Below are 23693 nucleotides of genomic sequence, written 5' to 3' on the forward strand. Positions count from 1 at the left end.
TTTGCTATGATATTTCCTTTTCCTTCGCTAAGCTTTTGTTTTCTTTTTCCCATAATAAAACAGCCTCCTATAATAATTAAATATTATCATAGAAAGCTGTTGAATTTTGTTATTTACAGAGTTTTTTCACACACTCACTTTTTTTATTTAAAAAGTGAAGAAAAATTCCCACCATATTCTACCCCGGTACTAAGACCTGTATCTTCAAATATTTTTTTGTTTATTTTAGTATCTTCTAGAAGTATATATACTTGGCCATTTATAGTTTCCTTTACAGTAGATGTCATGGAACCTTGATTAGGTGCCTTTAATACTAAAAAATCTTTTGGATTTGTATAAGTTTTAATTGTTAATTTAAGGTTTTTTTTAGTTACTGTTAAAGCAATATCATCGCCAAGATTTTGTATATTAATTTTACTGTGATTAATTGTAGTGAAACTATAGAACTCATTTTCCAAAGTGAGGCCTATAATAAAGCCGGTGAAATCCTTTATGGGAAAAGGTATAGTTCCTAATGAACAAGTTATAGAAGCCTTTCTACTTTTAAAAGAGTTACTTTGAATCCATAACCAAGATTTTGGAAAGCTTTTGCCCCAATTTTTTTCAATATATACTTTTCCTGATGTAAAATTCACATCTATACCATTAATATTTAACTCTCCAATAATAGATCCATTCAAAGCACACACATGTGAGTAGCATTCCATGAATTTCAAATGATTATAAAACCCCATACTACCAGGATTAATAATACTACCAGGCCATTTTACTAAATTTTTTAATATTAGATTACCATGAATATTTAAATCATTAGAATTTATAGAGAGATTTATGTTTTCTAAAGAAAAAATATTAGAATTAATACATATCCTAAATCTTTTATTATTATATCTAAAATCATTTACATCGTAAGATAAATAATTAAAAGTAGATTCTTTTCCATTTAAAATTTGTATAAAAGAGTGATGTTCATCTTCGTTATTACCGTAAGAAATACCAGGAATGATGGCAAGTTTATAATTGTTTTTTTTGTCAACTATTTTAAAATACCATCCTTCGAAGAAGTTTTTTCTTTTGTGTTTTCCATGATATAAATGGGGATTAAAAGTTTCTTTCATAATATACCTCCTGCTTATATCATTATTAATATGAAAAATAAGAAAAAATATAACAAAAACAACAAATATCTTTAATATTTACAGAAAAAGTCTTATAAGTATATAAAAAATTTAATTATACAATAATACTTAATGGTATAATAAGTAGTACAATAAAGAAAATGAAAAAATAGGTGATATGAATGGAAGATACAATTAAAATAATAAATGAAATATGTAATGATAATATAATAAAAGTAGTTATAAGTAATAAAAAGAATAAAGAGATAAAATATAATAAAATAGCTTTTCAGTTAAAAGAAAAAAATAACAAAGAATATTACCAAATAGAAAAATTTACAGACAAGCAAGTATTTCATGAAAATATAGAGATGAAAGATTTAAGTGATAAAATGCTAGAATATATGAAGGAAGACTTCAAACAATTAAATGCTTGGTCAAATAATACAACTTATGATGTAAAAATATCTAAAAAAGGTAAAGTATTTTTAGGTAAAAAGAAAAATAATAATGAAAATGTAGCTAATAAAGGGCATAACAAAGAAAAAAACTATATCCTTAAAGAAGGGATGCTTATTCAACCACTTATTGACTTAGGGGTTTTCACTAAAGAGGGTAAAGTTGTAAATTCAAAATATGATAAGTATAAACAAATAAATAGATTTATTGAAATAATAGATGATGAAATTAAGAAAAACAATTATGAAGAGTTAACAATATTAGACTTTGGTTGTGGAAAATCATATTTAACTTTTGTCCTTTATTATTATTTCGTAGAAATTAAAAAGATAAATGTAAAAATAATAGGATTGGATTTAAAAGAAGATGTAATAAAAAAATGTAATGAAATAGCAAAAAAATACAAGTTTGACAATTTACATTTTGAGCTTGGAGATATAAATGGATTTAAATATAATAATAAGGTAGATATGGTTATTACACTTCATGCATGTGATACAGCAACCGACTATGCATTATACAACGCAATTAAGTGGAATGCAAAAATGATATTTTCTGTGCCTTGTTGTCAACATGAATTTAATCATCAAATGAAGGCAGAAAACTTAGATATTTTAAATAAGTATGGGATTATACAAGAAAGAGTAGCGGCTCTTATGACAGATTCAGTGAGGGGGAATTTATTAGAGTGTGTAGGATATAAAGCTCAATTACTAGAATTTATTGATATATCACATTCCCCTAAAAATATTTTAATAAGAGCATCAAAATGTAATTTATCAAAAGATAAAAAAGAAAAATCCTTACAACAAGTACAAACATTAATGAAAGAATTTAGTTTTAATCCAACTTTGTACAATTTACTAAAAGAAGATAACTTAATTTAGATATAAAAACTCAAGGACTATTGTTCTTGAGTTTTATAAATGTAATAAACAGTTTTATTAAAAATTTACTTATGTTATAATTTAAAAAATTATGTTTTATTATATATAATTTTGAAGGGAGAAAATTCATGAAAATATTGAGGTTATTATTTAGCAGAATGGTAATCATTGGGGTTATGATTGCTATTCAATTTGGCATATTTCTATTTTTATTAATAAAATTCAGTAATTTCTCAGCAATAGCATCTATTATGTGTACTGCCATAAGTGCTTTAGTAGTACTATGGATCATAAATAAAAGTGATAATCCAGCCTATAAATTAGCTTGGATTATACCAATATTAATTTTTAATATAGCAGGAGGGATATTATACCTTATACTAGGTAATAAAAAGCCTTCTAAGGAAATGAGATATCGTCTAGAGAAAATTCAGGAAAAGACAAGTAAATACTTAAAACAAAATAAAGACATATCAGAAGAAGTCAAAAAAGATAATAAAACAGTATATGGTCATATGAACTATATAAACAACTCAGCAGGTTATCCTATGAATAAAAACACTGAAGTTAAATATTATAGTCTGGGGGAAGACAATTACGAAGATTTAATTAAGGAATTAAAAAAAGCAAAAAGATATATATTTATGGAATATTTTATTATAGAAGAAGGTAAGATGTGGGATGGTATTTTGGAAATACTAGAACAAAAAGCTAAAGAAGGGTTAGATGTAAGACTTATGTATGACGATATGGGTTGCATATCTCTTCTTCCTTATGGATATGATAAAGTTTTAGAGAAAAAAGGAATAAAATGTATTGCTTTTAATCCTTTTAAGCCTTTATTATCTCTTGTTATGAATAACAGGGACCATCGTAAAATTACAGTAATAGATGGACATACAGGATTTACAGGTGGTATAAATTTAGCTGATGAGTATATTAATGAAAAAGTTAGATTTGGACATTGGAAAGATACAGGTGTTATGTTAAAAGGACAAGGTGTATGGAACTTAACTATGATGTTTTTAGAAATGTGGAACTCTACTAGACAAACAGACGAAGACTTTTCTATTTATAAGCCAGAAGTACACCAGCTTGAAACTACAATAAGTGATGGATTTGTACAGCCGTATGGAGACTCACCTTTAGATGAAGAGATTGTAGGAGAAAATGTATACCTAAATATTATAAATAGTGCAAAAAACTATGTATATATTTTTACACCATATTTAATTATTGATAATGAAATGATGACAGCTCTTTGTTTAGCAGCTAAAAAGGGAGTAGATGTAAAAATAGTAACACCAGGAATACCAGATAAGAAGACTGTGTTTAAACTTACTAGATCTTATTATCCTCAATTAATAAGAGCTGGTGTAAAGATTTATGAATATACACCAGGATTTATTCATGCTAAAGTATTTGTTTGTGATGATGAAATTGCAACAGTAGGTACAATAAATATGGACTATAGAAGTCTATATTTACATTTTGAGTGTGGTGTGTATTTATATAAATGTAAATGCTTAAATGATATTAAAGAAGACGCTTTAGATACAATTTCGAAAAGTAGAGAATTTACTGAAGAAGATATAAGAGCTGGAAGAAGGTATGCCTTATGGCAAGCGATACTTAGAGTGTTTGCGCCACTTATGTAAAATATTTAAACTAGAGCACAACTGATAAAACGCTGTTAATAATAAATATAAAATTTATTATTAACAGCGTTAATTTTGATCTAATTATAACTTGGTAAAGTAATTTTACCCTTTTTTATTAAAGCTAATAAGTAAATTGCTTCTTCTCGGGCATAAATGTCATATATTGTATTAGTGTCATAATCAAGAACCATTTTTAATGCATCAAGAACTCTATTTCCTTTAATTATATTTAATAATGATTCAACCCTAATATAAATATCTAATATGTTTTCATCAATTAATATGGGATCATATCTATGTATATCAGCTGTAAATTCATTTTTAGTTTGTCTGTTTGATAGAAAACTTAAATTATTTAGAAATGTTTCCATATATAAACCAACAAACCAAGGACTGGCACTTTGGAAATTTTCAACTAACTCATCATCACTTAGATGTAAATTATTCATATTAGCACCTCCATTGTATTATTAATTATAGGATTTGCTATAAATTAATATTTATATACATGTAAATCATGGTAATATTATCTAACCAAAACTTACAAAATAATATAGTTAGTAATTGTAGAAAATAATATGAAAAGCATAATAGGAGGTTTTTTATGACTAATAAAATTGTAAATCCAAATGCAAGAGAAGCTTTAAATCAAATGAAAATGGAGATTGCAAAGGAACTAGATATGGAACTTAACATATCAGGAGGAGATAAGACTTCATATGCTAATGGAAAGAAAGGTGGAGATTTAGGAGGGTTAATGAGCAAATCTTTAGTAAATATGGGAAAAGAGGAATTAATTAAACAATATTATAATAAATAGACAAAAAAGACTGCGGATGCAGTCTTTTTTATTGGTTATATGCTAATATATAGTTATATAGATCTTTATAGAGTAAATTAAAGCTCTAAGTAACATATTAAAATAAAATAAATAAAAAATTATACGTAAAAAAATGTAACAAAAAAAGGAAAAAATGTAGAAATTTTCTATATTTGTGTTACAATTTTGTTGTAATAGTTAAAATAAAGGAGAAAGTTATGTTACGTACATCATTAGGATATATTTTAGTTAGGACATTTCCAGAGTGCGCTATAGTTTTATTAGCAGGTTGTTATTTTTTAAATTTACGAATATCAATAAAAACTTTACTAAAAAAGACATTAATACTAGGAATAATTCAATCATGTATTAGAATGCTCCCAATTAGCTTTGGAATACATACTATCATAGGTATGGCTCTTGTTTTATTTGTGTTAGTAGATATGTCAAAGGATACTTTTATTAATTGTATAATGGCGTTATGCAAAATATTTTTATGTTTGATACTGAGTGAATTTATTTATATAAATTTATTGACCAAAGTATTTAACATTCATGAGAATGCTTTAATAAACAACTATAGTATAATGGGCGCGTTTTATACATTGCCATCCCTTATGATACTTGTTCTTTTAGCTTTTGTAATAGAATTTATCATGAAAAAACTTCAAGGAGGGAGTATAGTTAAACATAATGAATAGTATAACTGAAAATCTTTCTGACAAGATTGCTTTTAAATTATGCGGATCTAAAGATAAATCAAGTGATGAATTTGAAGTACTAAGATATGGTGTTTTTGCATTTTTGCATATATGCATTGCAGCAATACTAACTATTTTGTTTGGAATTTTAACTAATACGTTATTTCAGATAGTTACAATATCTTTAGTAGCGGGGTTGATGAAGAGAAACTCTGGAGGAGTGCATTGTTCAAGTCCAAATAGATGTGTATTAGCAGGAATTATAGTAGCATATATATTCACATTAATAGGTAAAAATGTGATATATATGAAGCATGAATATGTTTATATTGTATGCACAATTGCATTGGCTCATTCTTTTATTATTTTATATAAAAAATGTCCAGTGCCCTGTGAAAATAAACCATTAAAAAAAGAAGAAACAAGAAAAAGATTAAGAAAAAATGCTTTTTCTATATATTCTATATGCATAATATTATTTATATCTAATATATTATTAAGTTCAACTTACTTTATTAATAATTTAAACTCCTTAGTATTATATATGATACTAGGTTTATATATGCAAGCTTTGTCGTTGACGAACATAGGAAGTAAATCTATATTATTTATAGATAAGGTTTTATTAAAATTTAAAATTTAGATTGTGATATTAACAAAGCATGTGTTAATATAAAAATTATTACAAAGGAGATGTAACAATGGGAGTATTAGCGAATTTCTTCACTAAAATTGCAAAAAATACAAGTACATATTGTTTTGCAATATTCTTTGAGCCTGAAGTTCCAGAATCTTTAAGAGAAGAGTAATAGGTTAAAGGACCATAGGAAAATATTCTTATGGTTCTTTTGGTATGTTATTCTTGTGGTAATTATTTAATATATAGGTGAATACATATGAACAAATTTGATTATGAAAGACGATTGAAAATATTGGAAATTTTAGTTGGGTTAAAATTTTTATATATTATATTAGCAACTTTAAATATTATAAGTTATTACAATATAGCGCTAGATATGAAAAATATACTTCTTGTAATTGTTTTAGCGTGTTGTATAGCACCATTTATGATATTTTGTTCAAAAATGATGTATGGAGATACAGAAAAAAGTTTTTTTAATATGCCTACAATTTACAACGTAATAGAAATCTTGATATTATTAGGATTATTTATTATTTTAATGTCGAAAACAGGAGGGTCAAATAGCTCTTTTAAATATATCAGTACAATTATTATATTAATATCTTCTATACAATATAAAAAAGAAATAAGTTTTACTATAACTGTAGCTGTATCATTGATAATACTAGCATTTAACCTAATAAATGTAGATTATACACAGTTAATTAGTTATATGGATACAACAAGACATTTTGAAGGGGATATAATATTAGTAAGCTCCTTATTGATAACATCCTTTATTCTTTCTTTATATATTAATATTGAAAATGAATATAATTTAAAGTTAAAAGAATTGGCAGTAAAAGATGGGCTTACAGGTTTATTAAATCATAGAAGTTTTCAAGATGTATTAGATACATATATAACTGATTCTCAAAAAGAAGATAAACCAGTTTCTTTATTATTTATGGATATAGATAATTTTAAGAATTATAATGACATAAATGGACATCAAAAAGGAGATTGGCTTCTTACAAGATTAGGTGAGATATTAAGAAATACAGTTGATGATTTAGGTGTTGTTGCACGTTATGGAGGAGAAGAGTTCGCTATAATTTTGTATGATCAAACAGAAGAAGCTGCATTGAATTTAGGTGAACTAATACGTCAAAATATACAACAAACATATTTTACAGGTCAAGAACTTCAACCTAATAAGAATATAACTGTATCAATTGGTGTATCGACTTATCCCAAAGTTGCCCAAAATAAAAAGCAATTAATTGAACTTGCAGATAATGCTTTATATAGAGCAAAATCTTTTGATAAAAATCGCGTTGAGAGATATTATAATATACTAGATGAAATTGATAGTAGTATAGATAAAAAAGCTTTGGAATCTATTGCAAATATATTAAACAAAATAAATAAAAAGGATAAATACACTTATGGTCATTCAGAAAGAGTAGTTATTTATGCTAAAAAATTTGCCATGTATTTGAATATGGACGAAAAGTCTAAAAAAGATTTACTTTTAGCAGCTTACTTGCATGATATAGGAAAGTTAGAAATATCAAAAGAGCTATTAAATAAAAGAGAGAAGCTATCTCAAAGTGAATTTAATATTTTAAGACAACATCCAACGCTAGGTGCTGACTTAGTCAGTAATATAGAAGCCTTTAATGCTGTGGTGCCTGTAATTAAGCATCATCACGAAAAATATGACGGAAGCGGTTATCCAAATAATATAAAAGGAAATGAGATTCCGTATTTGGCTAGGGTATTAACTATAATAGATAGTTTTGATGCTATGACATCGAAAAGGCCTTATAATGTAAGAAAAGACTATAATCAAGCGATTATAGAGTTAAAAAAATGCGCGGGAACTCATTTTGATGTAGAATTAGTACCTAAATTTATAGATATGCTTCAGAATGATATGATGAAAAAAAAGGAACCAGAGTGCCTAAGGAATATTTTACCGTTGATGAACGATGTAAATAGAAGTGCATAATAAAAAGCTTTCTAAAAATTAAATTATTTTTAGAAAGCTTTTTATATTGTTTATTAATATGTTTTTGCTACAATTAAATTAAGCTTAGGTTATAAAATTATATTAAAGGGGATAGAAAAATGGGAGATTTAGGAGTTAAATACATATTTGAGTCAAATGAACAATTGATAAATAACATTAAAAATATATTAAAGGCATTGCCACACAAAGATTATAATGTTGATATAGATAAACTATATGAACGTTTTATAAATGATATATACGAAAATATACATACATCTAAAGAAATGAAAAAAGTATTAATTACGCTATATTATTCATTAGAAATGATAAAAGAAAATTTAGACAATAATAATTTTATTAGAGGGGAAGAATTTTTCGAAGAAAATTTAAATAATCAAAGTTTGGCTGAAGAAACAATGGACGGAATTCTTATATCTTCTAAAAATGAACATGAGGAAAGTAAGTTAAAATATTATGGATATTTACTTGGAAATATAATGTTCAAGAATGATTTGGATATAGATGAGTGCAATAGATTAATAAAATTATCTAGACAATTAACTTATTGTCAAATTAAATTAATTAATATGTATGTAATATCTCAAACTATTCAAATTCCAATATTACAGCGAGAAGACTATACAAAGCTAGGTATAAGAGACTATAAACTATTAGGAATTTTACAGGATACTTTGGATATGATACAAAAGTCAATATTAAATGGAAGCGGAAAGTTAGTTCTGGATATTGTTCAAATAAATCCTTCTAAGATAAAGGTTCAAGGAGTGGGAACACTACTATATAATTGCATGTCTTTAAATAAAATGCCCTATGATGAACTGGAAGATATGTTAGATTTATTATCGAAATAAAAATAATATTATAAATAAGTGCTCATTTTGGGCACTTATTTTGTTTGAAATTAAATAAAATGGGTAAATTATATACGATGAAGTTGTAAAAAAAAATAAATATAAATATAAAAAATAATAGTGCAAACGGTTGCATTAAAATATTGACATGGCTATTAAAGCTATGATAGTATCATTATAGAAATTAAGGTAAACTATATATGATTGTTAAAACGATTATATAATATTAAATATTAAATAAGGGAGAGGCCGAAATTAATGAAAGACAAAATATTTGGTGTTTTACAACGTGTAGGTAGATCGTTTATGCTACCAATAGCTATTTTACCAGTAGCAGGTTTATTTTTAGGAATTGGTGGATCATTCACTAATGAAACAATGCTAAAGGCTTATGGATTAATGGGTGTTATGGGACCAGGTACACCTATAAATGCATTCTTAACAGTATTAAGTAATGCAGGAGATATCGTATTTGCAAACTTACCATTATTATTTGCAATGGGTGTTGCAATAGGTATGGCTAAAAAAGAAAAAGAAGTAGCTACTTTATCTGGAGCAATAGCATTCTTAATTATGCATGCTTCTATAGGCGCAATGATAAACATTAATGGTGGAACAGAAGCCATGCTAGCTGGTTCTACGGCAAGTGTATTAGGTATAAACTCACTTCAAATGGGTGTATTTGGTGGTATGATAGTAGGACTTGGTGTAGCAGCCCTACATAATCGTTTCTACAAAATTGAGTTACCTCAAGTATTATCATTCTTTGGTGGAACTAGATTTGTTCCAATAATATCTGCAATAACTTATTTATTTGTTGGTATATTAATGTTCTATATATGGCCAAATGTTCAAAATGCTATTTATTCAGTTGGTAACATAGTACAAAGTTCAGGTTATGCAGGAACTTGGGTATATGGATTCATGGAAAGAGCTTTGATACCATTTGGACTTCATCATGTATTCTACTTACCATTCTGGCAAACTGCTGTTGGTGGTACTGCAATGGTAGGAGGACAACTAATAGAAGGTGCTCAAAACATATTCTTTGCACAACTAGCAGACCCATCTACTGTACAGTTTAGTGTAGAAGCTACTAGATTTATGTCTGGTAAATTCCCACTTATGATATTTGGTTTACCGGGTGCAGCACTTGCAATGTATAAATGTGCTAAACCAGAAAAGCGTAAAGTTGTTGGAGGTTTGTTATTATCAGCTGCATTAACAGCAATGTTAACAGGTATAACTGAGCCGATTGAATTTACATTCTTATTTGTTGCTCCAATATTATATGTAATACACTCAGTATTTGCAGGAGCAGCTTATATGATAATGCACATGCTAAATGTTGGAGTTGGTATGACATTCTCTGGAGGTTTAATAGACTTAACATTATTTGGTATATTACAAGGAAATGCTAAAACTCATTGGCTAAATATAGTATGGGTTGGTTTAATATACTTTGCAGTTTACTATTTCTTATTTACTTACTTAATTAAGAAGTTTAACTTTAAAACTCCTGGTAGAGATGATGAAGAAGAAGTAAAATTATATACAAGAGCAGATGTAAATGCTAAAAAAGAAGGAAGTTCAGGAAACCCATCAAATCAAGACGATAATATATCAGCTATGATATTAAAAGGTTTAGGTGGGCGAGATAATTTAAGTGATTTAGACTGTTGTGCTACAAGACTTCGTGTTACTGTAAAAGATTCTTCTAAGGTAAGTGAATCTTTACTAAAATCAAGTGGAGCAGCAGGTGTTATAATAAAAGGTAATGGAATACAAGTTATATATGGACCAAGAGTTACAGTTATAAAATCAAACTTAGAAGATTTTATAGCAAGTGGTGTTAATCTTGAGGTTGCAGCCGATTTGGATACAGTAGATACTAAGGAAGAAAAAAAAGAAGATAAGATTGAAAATAATTCTATAATTGTGGCACCTATAGAAGGTAATGCAATATCTTTAGAGGAAGTAGGAGACGGAGTATTCTCTGAAGGTATGTTAGGCAAAGGTGTTGCAATAGAGCCAACTGTTGGAAGAGCAGTATCACCAGTAGATGGAGTGATTTCAACAGTATTTGATACAAAACATGCAGTGGGATTAACTTCTGACAATGGTGTAGAAGTACTAATACACATAGGATTAGATACTGTTAAATTAAATGGTCAGCATTTTACTACTCATGTTAAAGCAGGAGACAAAGTTAAGGCAGGAGATCTTTTAGTAGAATTTGATATAGAAAAAATAAAAGAAGCTGGATATCCAACAGTTACACCTGTAATAGTAACTAACACAGATAGTTATAAAGATGTAGAATCTATAACTAAAGGTTCAGTAAAAGAAAAAGATAAATTAATATCAGTTAAATAGTTTATAAAGATGTAGGTTTAAATACCTACATCTTTTTTATATGCAAAATAGAAAGTATAAAATTTATTAGCAAAGGGATAAACATATTTAATTATTTAGTGTTAAAAAGTACAAATAGGGTATTAATCATATTGAATAAAATTGTAAAATGAATAATGTTTGCTAAAAGACGTATTTTAATTTAGTAAACGTAAAAAATGTTCACAAAATATGTTTTTTATATATACTATTTTTACAAATTATTTTATAATATAATTAAATAATTGTAATATATTGGAGGATAAATGTAATGACTTTTAAATCAGATATAGAAATAGCACAGGAATCAAAACCTCTACATATTAGAGAAATCGGTAAAAAATTAGGTCTAAATGAAGATGAACTAGAATTTTATGGGAAATATAAGGCTAAAATTGATTATAATTTATTAAAAACACATAAAAAAGATAAAAATGCCAAGTTAATTTTAACTACAGCAATAAATCCAACTCCGGCAGGAGAAGGAAAGACCACAACCACAATAGGTTTAGCAGACGGATTACAAAAGATTGGCAAAAAATCAATCGTTGCACTACGAGAACCTTCTTTAGGGCCTGTGTTTGGAATAAAAGGTGGAGCCGCTGGTGGAGGTTATGCTCAAGTTATCCCAATGGAAGATATAAACTTACACTTCACAGGAGATTTTCATGCAATAGGAGCAGCAAATAATTTGCTAGCAGCAATGATAGACAATCATATACATCAAGGCAATAAATTAAATATTGATCCAAGAACTATAACTTGGAGAAGATGTGTAGATATGAATGATAGACAATTAAGAAATATAGTTTGCGGTATGGGCAGAAAGGTTGATGGAATAGTTAGAGAAGACGGATTTGATATAACTGTAGCATCGGAGGTTATGGCAGCTTTCTGTTTAGCTAATAATATTAGTGACCTAAAAGAAAAGTTAGGTAATATTATTATTGGATATACTTATGGAAATTTACCTGTAACAGCTAAAGAATTAAATGCTAACGGAGCAATGGCGGCTTTATTAAAAGATGCCTTAAAGCCTAATCTAGTTCAAACTTTAGAAGGTACACCAGCACTTGTTCACGGAGGACCATTTGCTAATATTGCTCATGGATGCAACTCTATAATAGCTACAAAGATGGCTATGAATTTTGCAGACTATGTTGTAACAGAAGGTGGATTTGGAGCAGATTTAGGGGCAGAAAAATTCTTAGATATAAAATGCAGAATGGCAGATATAAAACCAGATGCAGTAGTAATTGTAGTTACTGTAAGGGCTTTAAAATATAATGGTGGTGTTGATAAATCTAACCTAAATGATACAAATCTAGAAGCTTTAGAAGCTGGACTGCCAAATTTATTAAAACATATGGAAAATATTACGAAAGTATTTAAATTACCTACAGTTGTTGCAATTAATGAATTCCCAACAGATAGCCAAGAGGAAATAGATTTAGTAAAAGAAAGATGTAATGATTTAGGTGTAAATGTGGTTTTATCACAAGTATGGGCAAAAGGCGGAGAAGGTGGAGTAGAACTTGCTAAAGAAGTAGTAAGACTTTGCCAAGAGGAGAATAATTTTGAATATGCTTATTCATTAGAAAGAAGTATAAAAGAAAAAATAAATGAAATAGCCACTAAAATATATGGAGCTGAAGGTGTAAATTTTACTAAAGAAGCAGAAAAGGAAATTGCTAATTTAGAAAAATTAGGATTTGCTAATCTTCCTATATGCATGGCAAAAACTCAATACTCATTAACAGATGACCCTTCAAAATTAGGAAGGCCAGAAAATTTTAGAATAACAGTTAGAAAAATTAATATAAGTGCTGGGGCTGGATTTATAATAGCTTTAACAGGAGATATTATGAAAATGCCAGGATTACCCAAAATGCCGGCAGCTGAAAGAATAGATATTGATGAAAATGGTGTTATAGTTGGATTATTCTAAATTATACAAATTCATTGCAAAAATCCTAAAAAGTAATTTTAATGAAATATTAAAGGTTGAACTCTTATAGAGTTCAACTTTTTTGTTTAAACTTATAAAGAATTATAAGTAATATGGTATACTTTTTATATTACTATTATTTAAAAAAGTAGTCATATTACTCTAAAATTTTTAATAATTATTACATATTAAAGAGTTGTAAATAGGAGGGTTTTAAATGGCAGGTATAATAACAAGGTTTAAAGATATAATGTCTTCAAATATTAATGCATTATTGGATAAGGCAGAAGATCCATCAAAAATGATTGATCAATACTTAAGAAATTTAGAAAATGATTTGGGTAAAGTTAAAGCTGAAACGGCATCTGTAATGGCTGAAGAAAAAAGAGCTAAAAGAGAATTAGATGAATGCAATGAACAGATAAATAAAATGCAAAAATATGCTGAGAAAGCTTTAATTGCAGGAAATGAATCTGATGCAAAACTATTCTTAGAAAAGAAAACTCAATTATCTAAGAATCAACAAAGTTTACAACAATCTTATGATATAGCTGCAGATAATGTTACAAAAATGAGAAGTATGCATGATAAACTTGTTAAAGATATAGGTGAATTAAATGCAAAAAGAGATCAACTAAAAGCTAAGTTAACAGTCGCCAAAACACAAGAAAGATTAAATAAAATTGGTTCAGGTGTAACTGGTGCAAAAGGAAATTTATCTGCCTTTGATAAAATGGAAGATAAAATAAATAAACAGTTAGACGAAGCTAATGCAGTGGCTGAATTAAATTCTTCAAAAGAAGAAGAAAGTATAGAAGATTTAATGAGTAAATATGATGATAACAAAGAAAGTAATTCTGAAGTAGATGATGAATTGCAAGCTTTAAAAAATAAATTAGGATTATAAAATTTTTTAAAGATTATGTTTTATGGGGGTGATTTTATAAGTAAGTCTTATTATTGTGAAGGATGTGGAGGAGTTATGGAATTTAATGCCACAGCTCAAGCCTTAAAATGTCCTAACTGTGGCACTGAAGTTGAAATAGAAAATAATCCAGAGGATGTTATAGAACATAATCTCGATATTCATGCAATCAAAACAATAAAAGTAGAGGAAAAAACATCTACAAGTATGGAATGTGAAGGGTGTGGAGCTAGGGTAGAAGTTGATGCAACTAGTACAGCAACTACTTGTCCATATTGTGGGTCTCACTATGTTTTATCTCAAAAGCAAATTGAGTCCATAATTCCTGATGGTGTAATTCCTTTTAAAATAGATAAGTACCATGTAGAATCTATATTCAGTCAATGGATTAAAAAAAGATGGCTTGCTCCAAATGTTTTGAAAACTTTATATCAAAAGGATAAGGTTCAAGGAATTTATATGCCTTATTGGACATTTGATGCAGATACAAGTACTAACTATACAGCAATGGGTGGAATTAATTATGAAGTGGAATATGAAGATAGTGAAGGGGAAAAACATACAAGAGTAGAAACAAATTGGTATCCTACCAGTGGGCATATAAGTCATTTTTTTGATGATGTCTTAGTCAGAGCATCCAATAAATTAAGCGAAAATCTTTTGGGCTGGATTGAGTCATATAATACAAAGGATGTGGCATCATATTCACCAGATTATATGTCAGGTTATTGTTCAGAAATATATACGATAGATTTAAAGGATGCACATAGTGATGCCATGAATAAAATGAGAAATGATATTCATTATATGGCTGAAAGAGACGTGTTAAGACGTTATGATAGGGTTCGTTCAGTGAGGCTTCATACTTCTTACTCAGGTGAGACATATAAACATATTTTTATACCTGTTTATTCAACTGCTTATACATACAAAGATAAACAATATAATGTTTTAATAAATGGAGAAACTGGGAAAATTAAAGGCGAATATCCAAAAAGCCCTATTAAAATTGCAGCCATAGTTATAGTAATGTTAGGTATATTATTTGGAATTTATTTAGCATCGTCAGATAAAGATGTGAGTTATGATAATGACAAAAAAATTCAGTATAGTGAATTAGTTAAAGACGAAACTGTTTCTTCTTTGGAAGGAATAATGTTTTAGGAGGTTAGTATTATGGGACTATTTAGTAACCAATTTTCCAATGTAGTTGAATGGGAAGAATTTAGAGATGATATGCTATTTTGGAAATGGGACAACAAAGAAATAAAAAAAGGTAGTAAACTAGTTGTTAGAATGGGGCAAGATGCTATCTTTATGTATAATGGTAAAATAGAAGGAATTTTTAAGGATGAAGGAAGCTTTGATATGGAATCAGAAATAATTCCTTTTTTATCAACATTAAAAGGATTTAGATTTGGGTTTAATAGTGGAATTAGAGCTGAGGTTTTATTTGTTAATACAAAAGAACTAACAGTAAAATGGGGTACGAAAAATGCTATTAATATACCAGCAATAGGACTTCCAGGAGGAATGCCAATAAAATCCTTTGGAACGTTCTGCTGTAAGATATCAGACTATGAAGTACTAATTGATAAAATTGCGGGGATTAAAAAACAATTTACCATGGAAGATGTAAAATCACGTATTATGTCTATGTTAGATCAAGTTATTATGAAATGGATAGTAAAAGAAGGTAGAGATATTTTTAATCTTCAAGCTAATGCATTTGAAATATCTAAGGGAATACAAGAAGATTTAGATATGGAGATGGAGAAGATAGGAATAGCTATTACAAACTTCACTATATCAAGTGTATCATACCCAAAAGAGATACAAGAAATGGCTACAAAAGCTGCATCTCATAGCATGGTTGGTGATATTAATAAATATACTCAAGTTGCCATGGCAGACTCTTTATCAAAAGGTGGTTCTAGAGGATCTATGGCATCTGATATGGCAGGAATGCAAGTTGGAATGATGATGGGGCAACAAATGGTGGAAAATATAAATAAAAAGCCACAAAACAACGAAACCCAAAAAAGTTCATCAGAAGGAACAAAACCTAACTTTTGTCCAAACTGTGGAACAAAAAATGAAGGGTCTAATTTCTGTCCTAATTGTGGAACAAAGTTAGTTTAACGATAAAAACGGTATAAGTTATATAAAACTTATATCTTTTTTATTGGTATTTATACTAAAATATAATTGAGTTATTCAAATATGAAAAAATAATAATATATCTTACTAAATTAAACGAAAAATAAAAATTTTATTTAATTTTAAATAATTATAAATGTAAAATATATTAAAAAATATTATAATATAAATATGCTATTTAATGGAAGCATTAATTATGTTTCCTAGACACATCAGGGGGGGGAGTATTATGAGGAACAAAAGAAAAAGTACAGAGTTGGTTTCACCTATAGGAAAGTACTGTACAGCAGTAGATTTAAAAAATCCAAATGAAGAGTATATTGAAACTAAATTATCACCATTTGCATCTTATAAAGGGGACAATCATAAAATCAATAGGCCAAAGAGAACTACATCAAAATCAGAAGTGGATTTTTTATTGGAAAAGGGACACATTGGTGAAGTGGAAAAAATGATACTATTTGCTATTAATAATTTAGTTTTTGCAACTTCTCTACAAATTACCACATATCTAAATAAAAGTGGGGTAGATGTAGAATCAAAATCAGTAGCTAGAAAACTCACAAGATTGAAGGAGAAAAGCTTTATAAAACAAATTGAGTTTGTATCAGAAAATAGTACAAGTTCATATAAAGCTTATTATTTAGGGTATCATGGGATAGGATTATTAAGAGCATTGGACAGGAAAACATATTCACAAGGATATGTAAGCGAAATTAAAACTGCAAAGATTAAGTGTTTACTAGCATCAAATCAACTATTAACACAAGTTATGGTAAAAGATACACAATTTAAAGTTTCTAAAATAATACTAAATGAAAACATAAGAAATTGCATAGTGAGACCTCAGTCTATATTAACAAATGGTGGAAAAACCTATCTAATAGAAGTTGTTAGAAAAACAGATAATTGGAAAGAAGAATTTCTAAACAAATTACATAGATATGAGAATGTAATTGAGCATTATGATAATTTAAATATTAAATTTAGTGAAAAGCCAAACTTAATAATACAAGGTGAGTCTTACGATCATATGCTAGAAATCATGAATATGATTAAGAGCAGACAAGATGAAGTTAATATAGATATAATATTCACTTTTGATAGAATATTACTATATAGCTTAAAAGAAGCATTTTTTGCATTAGAGGAAAAGCAAAGTAAAAAGAACTTATTTTCATTTTTATTTAAATGCTAATAAAAATCACTATGGACAAAATTTGTCTATGGTGATTTTTTATTATAAAATTTAAAAATTATTGTATAAAAATAATATATGTTGTTGTTCTATAAGTTATAGTGAATTATTTTTAAAATATAAAATAAAAAAGTATATATAGCTAAAATTCTACATTCATTCATAAAAAATTTACATTAAATTCATATTAATAAGGTATTATTAAAGCATAGAAAGACTAGCTTAATAATTTACTTAAATACCCGTATAATGATAGATTCCCTCACACTCTTTTATCTATCATTATAAACCTTAAGCCCTGTACCCTCGTAGCAGGGCTTTATTTTTTTATATAAATTTATATTTTGGCTTTTTTTCCTTAAAAATAACATATCTTAATAAATCATCCATATATATGGCAAAAAGTGATAAGAAAAACCAAGCAATGGAGCTATTTAAGGATATTTGGCCTAAAAAATTATATTTTAGTTGTGAGTAATCCCATACGTTTAATAATAATATTCTATTTATTATAATTCCTGAAACTAATTCTACAATATTAACAATAAGAACAGAAATTAACATTTGAAGTAATAAAGGAATTTCTTTATTTGAAAATTCGTTTATAGATCCTATAAGTATAAAGCAAAGACCACCTACTATTATCATTGAATAATGAGAATATCCTCTATAAACAATTTCAATGAAGTAATAGGTTATACCTCCTATGAGAAATAATGTTAAGTATTTTAGTATAGTATTTAAAATTTTCATAGATTCTACTCCTTATAAATTTCTTAATATTAGTAATTATTTTTTCTAACCAATGAATTAACATACATGGGAAAAAAAGTAACAAATTTTGTTTAGGTAAAATAAATAAGGGGTAAATATATATTACAAAAGACAATTAGGAGGTAAATATAATGTCAGACAGAATAATATGCGATTGCATGGGAACTTCATTAGAAGATATAAAAAAAGCTGTAGCTAATGGAGCTAAAACAGTAGATGATATAAAGGAAATGACTGAAGCAGGAACAATCTGTGCTGGATGCGACTGTGAAATTGAAGAAGCACTTAAAGAAGTATTATAATAATTAATACATTGTAATAAGAGGACTGAAAGTCCTCTTATTTTTGTGCATATGTAAAATTTTTTTTGATATAATATTAGAAATTTGTACAAAATATAACCTAAAATTTATAAATTATACTGGTAATTTAAGGATATTTTGATGCAAATGTTTGGTAAAATGATCCTGATTTATAATATGGTTATTTCCTCCAATTAAGTGTTAAAGCCAACTTTAAAAAATATGCTAAATATTCTAAATATAATAAGAAAATAATATGGATAATTTTTATTAGTAATATAAAATAAAGTTATTTGATATTTTTATATGATTATTGTATAATAAATTCGTACTTAAGGAATAGATTAGGAAAATGTTTTACAAGATGGGAAAATGATTTACTAATACAAAACATTTTATTATATATAAAAAGAGAGGGAAGATTAATATGTTAAAAGTTACTTTAAATGATGTAAAAAAAGCTCAAGAAACTATTAAAGATGTAGTTAAAGAAACTCCTGTTTTAGAAAGTAAAACTTTGAGTGAAATGACAGGGGCTAACGTTTTCTATAAGTGTGAAAACTTACAAAAGACAGGATCTTTCAAGGTAAGAGGGGCTGTTAACACGATAGCAAATTTAACTGAGGAACAAAAAGCAAACGGTGTCATAGCTTCAAGTGCTGGAAATCATGCTCAAGGTGTTGCATTAGGGGCACAGATGACTGGAATAAAAGCTACAATAGTAATGCCAGCTACTGCACCTCTTGCAAAGGTTTCCGCGACTAGGGGATATGGAGCAGAAGTTGTATTAAACGGGGAAGTTTATGATGATGCTTATGCAAAAGCTGTAGAAATACAAAAAGAAACTGGTGCTACTTTCATACATCCATTCAACAACGAATATGTAATGGCTGGACAAGGAACAATTTCTTTAGAAATATTTGAACAATTAAATAATGAAGTAGATACTATACTTTGCCCAATTGGTGGTGGGGGAATAATAGCTGGTGTTGCAGTAGCGGCAAAAGCTTTAAACCCAAATGTGAAAATTGTAGGTGTTCAAACTGCAAATATACCTTCAATGCAAGAATCAGTAAAGAATGGAAAGGTCACAACTGCTTTCCATGCTGCTACAATAGCTGATGGTATAGCTGTTAAAACTCCAGGAGATGCTACTTTTGAAATAATAAAAGAATTAGTTGATGAAGTAATAACAGTAAGTGAAGAAGAAATAGCTCAAGGAATGTTATTCTTATTAGAACATCAAAAAATAGTTTCTGAAGGTGCTGGAGCAGTTTCAACAGCAGCTTTATTATCTAAAAAATATCAACCAGCTTCAGGGGAAAAAGTTGTTTGTATAGTTTCTGGTGGTAATGTAGACGTTAATACATTATACAGAGTTATAGGAGCAGGTTTAGCTAAAGAAGGAAGAAGATATTCATTCTCTACAATAATGACTGATAAACCAGGTGGATTCTTACAATTAATAAAAATAATAAGTGAAAATAATGCAAATATATTAAATGCTAATCAAACTAGATTATCTTCAGGTGGAGCTATAGGAAAACAATCAGCAGAGTTCATACTTGAAACTTTTGATCATGATCATATAGCTAAAATAAAAAGTGAAATAGAAGCAGCTGGATTTAAAGTAACTGAATTATAAAAATCTATATTTATTAGGGAATAAAATATAGATTAAAAGACTATCAATATGATAGTCTTTTTTGTTATTTATGGCTTTTTATTATACTCCAAATATCATTTGCAGAATTTGTCAAATACTGTCCTTTATAATAATTAAGCTTTATTTCATCGAAGTTTTTTGAGTTTTTTACGATTTCAGGCCTTTCTTCAAAAGATCCAAGTATATTAAAGTTCTTGTCTAAAACAACTATTAATGGATATTTAGCATTTTCTATGCCTAAGATGGGCTCTAAAAATTTTTTGCCTCTAGCCATAGTAATTATAGACATATCAAAATTAGTATTTAAATCTATAAATTTTTTTAGTACAGATCCATTTAGCTGATAGTCAGGACACCATATTTCTCCAGCGACTAAGAACTTTATTTCTTTGTCAAAGCTTATAATATTATTTGTTAACTCATCGTCTAAAACTATTCTAGACGAATTTTTTGCTATCCTAGACCTTTCACTTTTTGAACCTTCACCAACTGAGGTTTCAAAAGAATATCCAACTTTATATAATTCTTCCAATGTCATTTGATTCATAAATTACCTCCTAAGTTATTTACTTACATTTCCTGCAACATTTAAAACATCCCAAGTTGTAGCAAATGGGGGTGCATAGCATAAGTCTAGCATGCCAAGTTGCTCTGTAGTCATACCTGCTGTAATGGCAGTAGCTATTACATTAGCTCTTTGAACAGCATCTTTGTATCCAACTATTTGACCACCAAGAATAACTTTAGTTTTTGCATGGTAAACTAATTTAACTAATAATTTTTCACGACCTGGATAGTAGTGTGTTTGGTTATAATTAGTTATGCATTTAGTTTTATAATCAATATTAAGAGACTTAGCTTTTTCTTCTGTAAGGCCAGTAACAGCAGCCTCCATATCTAAAACTTTTATACAACTAGAAGCTAAAGAACCAGGAAAAGAAGAATTCATTCCACCTAAATTTTCTCCTACAATTCTACCTAGTTTGTTTGCTCCAGTAGCTAAAGGAACGTACATATCTTCGTTGGTAACTAGATTTTTTATAGTTGCACAATCTCCTGCAGAATAAACATCTTTAATAGATGTTCTGCCGCCCTCGTCAACTATTATAGCGCCATTAGGAAGCATATCAATATTTGTGTTTTTTAAGAATGAAGTATTAGGCTTTACACCTATGGAAATGACTACTAAATCAGTATCTATTTCACCATTATTCGTTATGACTTTTGTGATTTTATTATTTCCTACATATTCCTTAACAGTTTCGCCAAGATGTAAATGTATATTATTCTTTCTTAATTCTTCTTCTAATAAATCAGTAATTTCTTTATCAAATACCTTATTTAAAACTCTACTACTCCTACCTACTAAATGAATATTTTTATTTAATTTTTTAGCAGCTTCAATAGTTTCTATTCCTATAAAGCCAGCTCCTAGAATAACTATATTATTATTTTCTTCCTTATGCATTAACTCTCTAACTTTTAAGCCATCATTCATATCTTTTAGGGTAGTTAAATTTTCATATGATTTGTCTAAAGAAGGCATAATACTACTTGCCCCAGTAGCAATCATTAATTTATCATATTTATCTGTGAAGATTTCCTCAGTTAAAGAATCTTTTATAGTAAGAGTTTTACTATCAGTATTAACATCGATAACTTCTTTAAAAGTTCTTAAATCGATTCCTGATTCTATAAATTTTGACTTTTCTCTTGCAATCATCATATTAGAATCTTGGAAAAATCCGCCAACATAATAAGGAAGGCCACAAGCTCCAAAAGATACTATGTCAGTTTTTTCATATACTATAACCTCATAATCAGGCTTTATTCTTTTTAATTTTGCAGCAGCAGACATACCTGCAGCTACAGCTCCTATTATAATAACTTTCATTTTTATCTCCTTAGGTATAAATTATTAATATTTATTTTATCATTATGATAATACCCTGAAAAGAGGATAAATAATCTAATTACAAGATTTATATAAGAAAAATATAATAAATTAAGGTATTTAATTTACTTTAAAATATAAAAATTATTATACTGTAGGAAACATATGTATCAATACAGAGGAAGAGATGTAGCTGTATATACTTATATAAATTTTGCTCAGAATAGCTTATATGCAGGCATAGAATCAGGGGATTATCCCTCATGAATTGATCAAATTGGCATAAATGAACCTCAGTCAAGCCCAATATGGGGGGGATATTAATTTAAAAAGCTATATCAAAACAATAAATTTGTTTTGATATAGCTTTTTTATATCTTATAAAATTTAAAATATTATTTATACTTGCTGATTGAGCTCACTAGATGCTCTAGTTTGAATTTAGGATAGATAGGCTTTCTATTGTATATTAAAGAATTTTTTCTGTACTCATTATATTGTTCTGTACCTTCCTCGAAATATTTATTAATTCCAATTTGTAACATATCTTCTTCGTTATGGAAATTCATATAATTTAGATAATCATCAATTAAGCAAGGATTACTATCAATTAATTTTACGAATTTTTCTTGTATAACTTTTAATTGGCTTAATAGGCCTTTTGTTGCATTGTGAATTTCATCATTAAGATATTTAACATCTATTACTGAATTAGTAAGTTCATTCATTACACGATATTGTGCATCTCTTATCCTTCTTGTATAAACTTCTGATAAGAAAAATAATTCACCTAAATATTTTTCATCTTCAAAAAATCCAGGTACTAGTAACCTAATAGATGATAAATCTGATTTTTTATCAATTGTCAATTGAGTTCCATGATTAAATATAATTTTTAATGGAAACTTAAGATCGTCTACATTAGCTTCTTCTTTTAGGATGCCATCTTCAACAATAAATAGCTTACTATTTTGGAAAATAACAAAGCTAGGATTGTAGTTGTAATATAAAGTTTTTGTAGGAACTTTATCTCCAAAATCAAAATCTTTAATTCCTTCGTTACTTCTAACCACACATTCATCTTCACTTAAAATAGGATAATAAAAACAATCAAACCTCATAACTCATCAACCCACCCTTATAAAAAAATATAAAATATATAAAAATCTATCTAATATAATTATATCAGTTATATCAGATAAATGTGAAAAATTTACCAATCATTCTAAAAAGTCATCAATGAAAATAAAATACAAATATTTACAACATAAAAAT

Annotated in this window: 22 protein-coding genes; 16 read left to right on the forward strand and 6 right to left on the reverse strand. The window is 27.8% G+C overall.

Features of this window, described 5'->3' with window-relative positions; genetic code table 11:
• Positions 1-143: 143 nt before the first annotated feature.
• On the reverse strand, positions 144-1118 hold the full coding sequence (locus tag K0040_RS15225; protein WP_228109615.1) for a tocopherol cyclase family protein: 975 nt from the start codon (positions 1116-1118) through the stop codon (positions 144-146).
• A gap of 182 nt (positions 1119-1300) precedes the next feature.
• On the opposite strand from K0040_RS15225, the gene K0040_RS15230 reads away from it, so the two are divergent.
• Positions 1301-2464: a class I SAM-dependent methyltransferase gene (locus tag K0040_RS15230; protein ID WP_228109616.1), complete on the forward strand. Its 1164-nt coding sequence runs from the start codon at positions 1301-1303 to the stop codon at positions 2462-2464.
• Positions 2465-2592: 128 nt separating this feature from the next.
• Positions 2593-4122, forward strand: coding sequence for a cardiolipin synthase (cls, locus tag K0040_RS15235; protein WP_228109617.1), 1530 nt, complete (start codon positions 2593-2595; stop codon positions 4120-4122).
• Positions 4123-4202: 80 nt separating this feature from the next.
• Here cls and K0040_RS15240 read toward each other — a convergent pair whose 3' ends face one another.
• A complete protein-coding gene (locus K0040_RS15240; RefSeq protein ID WP_228109618.1) occupies positions 4203-4574 on the reverse strand; it encodes a hypothetical protein in 372 nt (123 codons plus the stop codon).
• Between the two features lie 155 nt (positions 4575-4729).
• Here K0040_RS15240 and K0040_RS15245 point away from each other — a divergent pair, with 155 nt between their 5' ends.
• From K0040_RS15245 to K0040_RS15300, 12 genes are all read left to right on the forward strand, one after another.
• Entirely contained in the window at positions 4730-4945 is a 216-nt protein-coding gene (locus tag K0040_RS15245) for a small, acid-soluble spore protein, alpha/beta type (RefSeq protein WP_228109619.1), read from the forward strand.
• A 218-nt stretch (positions 4946-5163) separates the two neighbouring features.
• Positions 5164-5646 carry a hypothetical protein gene (locus K0040_RS15250; protein ID WP_228109620.1) on the forward strand — a complete coding sequence of 161 codons (483 nt, stop codon included), beginning with the start codon at positions 5164-5166 and terminating at the stop codon, positions 5644-5646.
• The gene (locus K0040_RS15255) at positions 5639-6289 is read left to right on the forward strand and encodes an accessory gene regulator ArgB-like protein (RefSeq protein WP_228109621.1); all 651 of its coding nucleotides are present in this window, start codon (positions 5639-5641) and stop codon (positions 6287-6289) included. The genes K0040_RS15250 and K0040_RS15255 overlap by 8 nt, the downstream gene beginning before the upstream one ends.
• A 58-nt stretch (positions 6290-6347) precedes the next feature.
• Positions 6348-6455, forward strand: coding sequence for a cyclic lactone autoinducer peptide (locus K0040_RS15260; RefSeq protein WP_228109622.1), 108 nt, complete (start codon positions 6348-6350; stop codon positions 6453-6455).
• A gap of 87 nt (positions 6456-6542) precedes the next feature.
• Positions 6543-8282 (forward strand): bifunctional diguanylate cyclase/phosphohydrolase, encoded by a 1740-nt coding sequence (locus K0040_RS15265; protein WP_228109623.1) that lies wholly within the window; start codon positions 6543-6545, stop codon positions 8280-8282.
• A 119-nt stretch (positions 8283-8401) separates the two neighbouring features.
• Complete coding sequence (locus K0040_RS15270) at positions 8402-9157, forward strand: hypothetical protein (RefSeq protein ID WP_228109624.1); 756 nt, start codon at positions 8402-8404, stop codon at positions 9155-9157.
• A gap of 258 nt (positions 9158-9415) precedes the next feature.
• A complete protein-coding gene (locus K0040_RS15275; RefSeq protein WP_228109625.1) occupies positions 9416-11533 on the forward strand; it encodes a PTS sugar transporter subunit IIABC in 2118 nt (705 codons plus the stop codon).
• A gap of 289 nt (positions 11534-11822) precedes the next feature.
• Complete coding sequence (locus K0040_RS15280; RefSeq protein WP_228109626.1) at positions 11823-13499, forward strand: formate--tetrahydrofolate ligase; 1677 nt, start codon at positions 11823-11825, stop codon at positions 13497-13499.
• A 217-nt stretch (positions 13500-13716) separates the two neighbouring features.
• Positions 13717-14406, forward strand: a complete 690-nt coding sequence (locus K0040_RS15285) for a PspA/IM30 family protein (RefSeq protein WP_228109627.1) — start codon at positions 13717-13719, stop codon at positions 14404-14406.
• Positions 14407-14481: 75 nt separating this feature from the next.
• Positions 14482-15588 (forward strand): TFIIB-type zinc ribbon-containing protein, encoded by a 1107-nt coding sequence (locus K0040_RS15290; protein WP_228109628.1) that lies wholly within the window; start codon positions 14482-14484, stop codon positions 15586-15588.
• A 12-nt stretch (positions 15589-15600) separates the two neighbouring features.
• Complete coding sequence (locus K0040_RS15295; RefSeq protein WP_228109629.1) at positions 15601-16566, forward strand: SPFH domain-containing protein; 966 nt, start codon at positions 15601-15603, stop codon at positions 16564-16566.
• 247 nt (positions 16567-16813) lie between these two features.
• Entirely contained in the window at positions 16814-17782 is a 969-nt protein-coding gene (locus K0040_RS15300; RefSeq protein WP_228109630.1) for a replication-relaxation family protein, read from the forward strand.
• A 327-nt stretch (positions 17783-18109) separates the two neighbouring features.
• Here the strand turns inward: K0040_RS15300 and K0040_RS15305 are convergent, their stop codons facing one another.
• Positions 18110-18535, reverse strand: a complete 426-nt coding sequence (locus K0040_RS15305; RefSeq protein WP_228109631.1) for a putative ABC transporter permease — start codon at positions 18533-18535, stop codon at positions 18110-18112.
• A 152-nt stretch (positions 18536-18687) separates the two neighbouring features.
• Here K0040_RS15305 and K0040_RS15310 point away from each other — a divergent pair, with 152 nt between their 5' ends.
• Positions 18688-18858, forward strand: coding sequence for a (2Fe-2S)-binding protein (locus tag K0040_RS15310; protein ID WP_228109632.1), 171 nt, complete (start codon positions 18688-18690; stop codon positions 18856-18858).
• A gap of 427 nt (positions 18859-19285) precedes the next feature.
• Positions 19286-20503, forward strand: a complete 1218-nt coding sequence (ilvA, locus tag K0040_RS15315) for a threonine ammonia-lyase (RefSeq protein WP_228109633.1) — start codon at positions 19286-19288, stop codon at positions 20501-20503.
• 64 nt (positions 20504-20567) lie between these two features.
• On the opposite strand, the gene K0040_RS15320 is transcribed toward ilvA, so the two are convergent.
• The 3 genes from K0040_RS15320 to K0040_RS15330 all read right to left on the reverse strand — a co-directional run bounded on the left by K0040_RS15320 (position 20568) and on the right by K0040_RS15330 (position 23539).
• Positions 20568-21071, reverse strand: coding sequence for a thioredoxin family protein (locus K0040_RS15320; protein WP_228109634.1), 504 nt, complete (start codon positions 21069-21071; stop codon positions 20568-20570).
• 15 nt (positions 21072-21086) lie between these two features.
• Positions 21087-22418: a CoA-disulfide reductase gene (locus tag K0040_RS15325; protein ID WP_228109635.1), complete on the reverse strand. Its 1332-nt coding sequence runs from the start codon at positions 22416-22418 to the stop codon at positions 21087-21089.
• A 395-nt stretch (positions 22419-22813) separates the two neighbouring features.
• Positions 22814-23539, reverse strand: coding sequence for a hypothetical protein (locus K0040_RS15330; protein ID WP_228109636.1), 726 nt, complete (start codon positions 23537-23539; stop codon positions 22814-22816).
• Positions 23540-23693 lie beyond the last annotated feature (154 nt).

It is taken from the genome of Terrisporobacter petrolearius (assembly GCF_020748185.1).
In the GTDB taxonomy this organism is placed as follows: domain Bacteria; phylum Bacillota; class Clostridia; order Peptostreptococcales; family Peptostreptococcaceae; genus Terrisporobacter; species Terrisporobacter petrolearius.

Excerpts from the sequence above, each read along its gene's own strand:
- K0040_RS15325 (WP_228109635.1), bottom strand. The coding sequence starts at position 22,418 with ATGAAAGTTATTATAATAGGAGCTGTAGCTGCAGGTATGTCTGCTGCT.
- K0040_RS15260 (WP_228109622.1), top strand. The coding sequence starts at position 6,348 with ATGGGAGTATTAGCGAATTTCTTCACTAAAATTGCAAAAAATACAAGT.
- K0040_RS15280 (WP_228109626.1), top strand. The coding sequence starts at position 11,823 with ATGACTTTTAAATCAGATATAGAAATAGCACAGGAATCAAAACCTCTA.
- K0040_RS15225 (WP_228109615.1), bottom strand. The coding sequence starts at position 1,118 with ATGAAAGAAACTTTTAATCCCCATTTATATCATGGAAAACACAAAAGA.
- K0040_RS15320 (WP_228109634.1), bottom strand. The coding sequence starts at position 21,071 with ATGAATCAAATGACATTGGAAGAATTATATAAAGTTGGATATTCTTTT.
- K0040_RS15285 (WP_228109627.1), top strand. The coding sequence starts at position 13,717 with ATGGCAGGTATAATAACAAGGTTTAAAGATATAATGTCTTCAAATATT.
- ilvA (WP_228109633.1), top strand. The coding sequence starts at position 19,286 with ATGTTAAAAGTTACTTTAAATGATGTAAAAAAAGCTCAAGAAACTATT.
- K0040_RS15250 (WP_228109620.1), top strand. The coding sequence starts at position 5,164 with ATGTTACGTACATCATTAGGATATATTTTAGTTAGGACATTTCCAGAG.
- K0040_RS15275 (WP_228109625.1), top strand. The coding sequence starts at position 9,416 with ATGAAAGACAAAATATTTGGTGTTTTACAACGTGTAGGTAGATCGTTT.
- K0040_RS15245 (WP_228109619.1), top strand. The coding sequence starts at position 4,730 with ATGACTAATAAAATTGTAAATCCAAATGCAAGAGAAGCTTTAAATCAA.
- K0040_RS15240 (WP_228109618.1), bottom strand. The coding sequence starts at position 4,574 with ATGAATAATTTACATCTAAGTGATGATGAGTTAGTTGAAAATTTCCAA.
- cls (WP_228109617.1), top strand. The coding sequence starts at position 2,593 with ATGAAAATATTGAGGTTATTATTTAGCAGAATGGTAATCATTGGGGTT.
- K0040_RS15295 (WP_228109629.1), top strand. The coding sequence starts at position 15,601 with ATGGGACTATTTAGTAACCAATTTTCCAATGTAGTTGAATGGGAAGAA.
- K0040_RS15310 (WP_228109632.1), top strand. The coding sequence starts at position 18,688 with ATGTCAGACAGAATAATATGCGATTGCATGGGAACTTCATTAGAAGAT.
- K0040_RS15305 (WP_228109631.1), bottom strand. The coding sequence starts at position 18,535 with ATGAAAATTTTAAATACTATACTAAAATACTTAACATTATTTCTCATA.
- K0040_RS15300 (WP_228109630.1), top strand. The coding sequence starts at position 16,814 with ATGAGGAACAAAAGAAAAAGTACAGAGTTGGTTTCACCTATAGGAAAG.
- K0040_RS15330 (WP_228109636.1), bottom strand. The coding sequence starts at position 23,539 with ATGAGGTTTGATTGTTTTTATTATCCTATTTTAAGTGAAGATGAATGT.
- K0040_RS15270 (WP_228109624.1), top strand. The coding sequence starts at position 8,402 with ATGGGAGATTTAGGAGTTAAATACATATTTGAGTCAAATGAACAATTG.
- K0040_RS15290 (WP_228109628.1), top strand. The coding sequence starts at position 14,482 with ATGGAATTTAATGCCACAGCTCAAGCCTTAAAATGTCCTAACTGTGGC.
- K0040_RS15265 (WP_228109623.1), top strand. The coding sequence starts at position 6,543 with ATGAACAAATTTGATTATGAAAGACGATTGAAAATATTGGAAATTTTA.
- K0040_RS15255 (WP_228109621.1), top strand. The coding sequence starts at position 5,639 with ATGAATAGTATAACTGAAAATCTTTCTGACAAGATTGCTTTTAAATTA.
- K0040_RS15230 (WP_228109616.1), top strand. The coding sequence starts at position 1,301 with ATGGAAGATACAATTAAAATAATAAATGAAATATGTAATGATAATATA.